The sequence below is a fragment of the Kitasatospora sp. NPDC007106 genome (genome assembly GCF_040634455.1).
Lineage (GTDB): Bacteria > Actinomycetota > Actinomycetes > Streptomycetales > Streptomycetaceae > Kitasatospora > Kitasatospora arboriphila.
In genome coordinates, this window is the sequence record NZ_JBEYFP010000892.1 from 1 (window position 1) to 2294 (window position 2294).

A 2294-nucleotide genomic window follows, 5' to 3' on the forward strand; every position below is an offset into this window, starting at 1 on the left:
TGCGCAGCTCGCCGTCGCGGGCGGCGCCACCGCGCAGGCCGACGGCGACGTGTTCGCCGCGGGTGAGCAGCTCCAGTACGTACCAGCGGCCGATGAAGCCGGTGGCGCCGAGGACGAGGGTGCCGGGACTGGACATGGGGATCCTTTCAAACGGACCGGTCTACATATTTCTTGGTCATGGCATGGCCGGCGCGGGGTCGACCGCGCGGGCCGGATCAGGCGGTGTCGGCGCGGATCAGCAGTTCGGCGGCGCGGGCGGCCCGGTCGAGCGGGGTTCGGCTGTGCGCGACACGGGACAGCAGCAGCGCCCCCTCCGCCAGGGCGAGGACGGCGCACGCCGCCGCCTCGGCCCCGGCGCTGTCGCGGCCGTGGCGGACCAGCATGGCGGCGAGCGCGTCCTGCCACGCCTGGTAGGTGTCGGCACACGTCCGGCGCAGTTGCTCGTGGCCCGCTGCGGTTTCGAGGGCGACGGTCGCCACCGGGCACCCCTTGGCGTAGCCGGACTCCTCCATCCGGTCGCCGAGTGCCTCCAGCAGTCGGCGGACCACGTGGGCGGGGGGCTCCCCGGATTCGGCGGCGCCCGCGATGAGTGCTCCGATGTCCTGGCCGGCCTCGGTGAGCGCGAGCGCGACCATCTCGTCCTTCCCTGCGGGGAAGTGGAAGTACATCGACCCGCGGGGTGCGCCGCTGGCGGCCAGGACGTCGTTGAGCCCGGTGCCGTAGTAGCCCCGCTCCTCGATGAGGTCCCGGGTCGCCCGTACCAGTCGCGCCCGTGTCTCCTCGCCCTTGACTCCCATGCTGCCAAAGTAGACCGGTCGTCATATTTCTGTCCAGTCGCCCAGTCGTCCAGTCACCGCCCGACCGCCCGGCCGTCCGCGACAGAGCCACCGCGGACCGGGAGAACGGACGCGGAAGGCGCCCTTGCCGACGGCTCAGTGCTGGGACGTCCCTGCGGCGCCCGTGCCCGACGATCGGCCGTCCGACAGCACCCACGGTGGACCACGCCCACGGGTGCGGGCGTGGGCAGGCGATTCCCGCACACCGGCCATGTGTGGCCGGTGTCTCGGCCTGTTCCCGATTCGGCGCGGACACCACCATCGGTACGCCTGGCCGGCACGCCGTGCCGCCCGGTGGGCCGTGCGGTCGCCGCGGCATTCGGCGCTGCGGCCGCGCAGTCCCGCCGTGGGGCGGAGCGGTGTCCGGCGGCAGCGGCAGGCCTCTCACGCACTCAACCACCCGCGTGCGGGTCGCAGGACGGGCCTGTGGCATCCGGTGCGCCCGTGCGCGTAGCCGTACGACAGACGTTTGGGGGAAACATGGCACTGGAGTTGCCGCCGGAGCTCGCCGCGGTGCTCGATCTCCTCGGGCTGCACTGGCCCCGGGTGAACGAGGACGAACTGGACAGGCTCGCGGACGGGCTCAGAGGAGTCGCCTCGCAGATCGACTCGGTCCAGATGGTCGCCGACAAGGCTCTCACCGCGCTGGGGGAGGTCTACCACGGTACGTCGGCGGACAGGCTGGCCGAGCTGTGGCGAACGGTTTCGACGTACTCCGGCCTGGTGGTGGAAGCCTGCGGTGTCGCCGCGAACGCGCTCAACGCCGCGGCCCTGGGCATCGAGGCCTGCAAGAGCGCGACCGTGGTCCAACTCGTGGCCACCCAGGGGGAACTGGCCGTCTCCTCGCTGCTGGGGCCGGCGGACTCCGCGGCCGTCCTCGCGGCCGGCCGGCAGATCCTCTCCACCCTCCTGGAGGACGCGGTGTCGACGCTCGGGCAGGCGCTGGCCCAGCCGGTGGCGGACCTGGTGGAGACCGTGGTCAAGCAGCTGGTGCCCGGTGACGGGTCGGGGCCGGGCGGCACCGTCGGGGCCGGGTTCGGGGTGGACCTGGCCCGGTTGGCGTCCTGCGCGCTCGAACTGCGGCGTCACGCGGACGACATCGACTCCCACGGCAGTTCCTTCCGGCGGGTCGTCGAGGGCCTGGACATGGGCGATCCCGGGGACGCGTTCGGCAGGTTGGTGGTCGCCGCCGCCGAGCAGATCGCCACGGCCGTCGGAGTGGAGGTGCTCAGGCGGCTGCTCGGCTCGTTCCGGGGCACCGCCGACCGGATGGACCAGGTGACCCGGAACCTCACGGAGCACGAGGACTCGACCACCCGGCAGATCCACGCCGTCCTGGCGGAGCAGCAATCCCCGGCCTCTTCCCGTCCGCTTCGGCTCGCCGGCGGGGCGGGAGACACGGCCGCGGGCGGGGCGTTCCACGCGGGCCCTTCCTCGACCGGCGGGGCGATGCCCGGC

Annotated in this window: 2 protein-coding genes; one reads left to right on the plus strand and one right to left on the minus strand. The window is 73.3% G+C overall.

Annotation, left to right across the window (positions count from 1 at the left end):
* Window positions 1-215: 215 nt before the first annotated feature.
* A complete protein-coding gene (locus ABZ641_RS33705) occupies window positions 216-797 on the minus strand; it encodes a TetR/AcrR family transcriptional regulator (RefSeq protein ID WP_359988085.1) in 582 nt (193 codons plus the stop codon).
* A 519-nt stretch (window positions 798-1316) separates the two neighbouring features.
* On the opposite strand from ABZ641_RS33705, the gene ABZ641_RS33710 reads away from it, so the two are divergent.
* Window positions 1317-2294: hypothetical protein (locus tag ABZ641_RS33710; protein ID WP_359988087.1), on the plus strand; the 978-nt coding region annotated here is incomplete at its 3' end.

What these genes read in the sequence shown, in the direction of transcription:
- ABZ641_RS33705 (WP_359988085.1), bottom strand. Translation starts at nt 797, where the DNA reads ATGGGAGTCAAGGGCGAGGAGACACGGGCGCGACTGGTACGGGCGACC.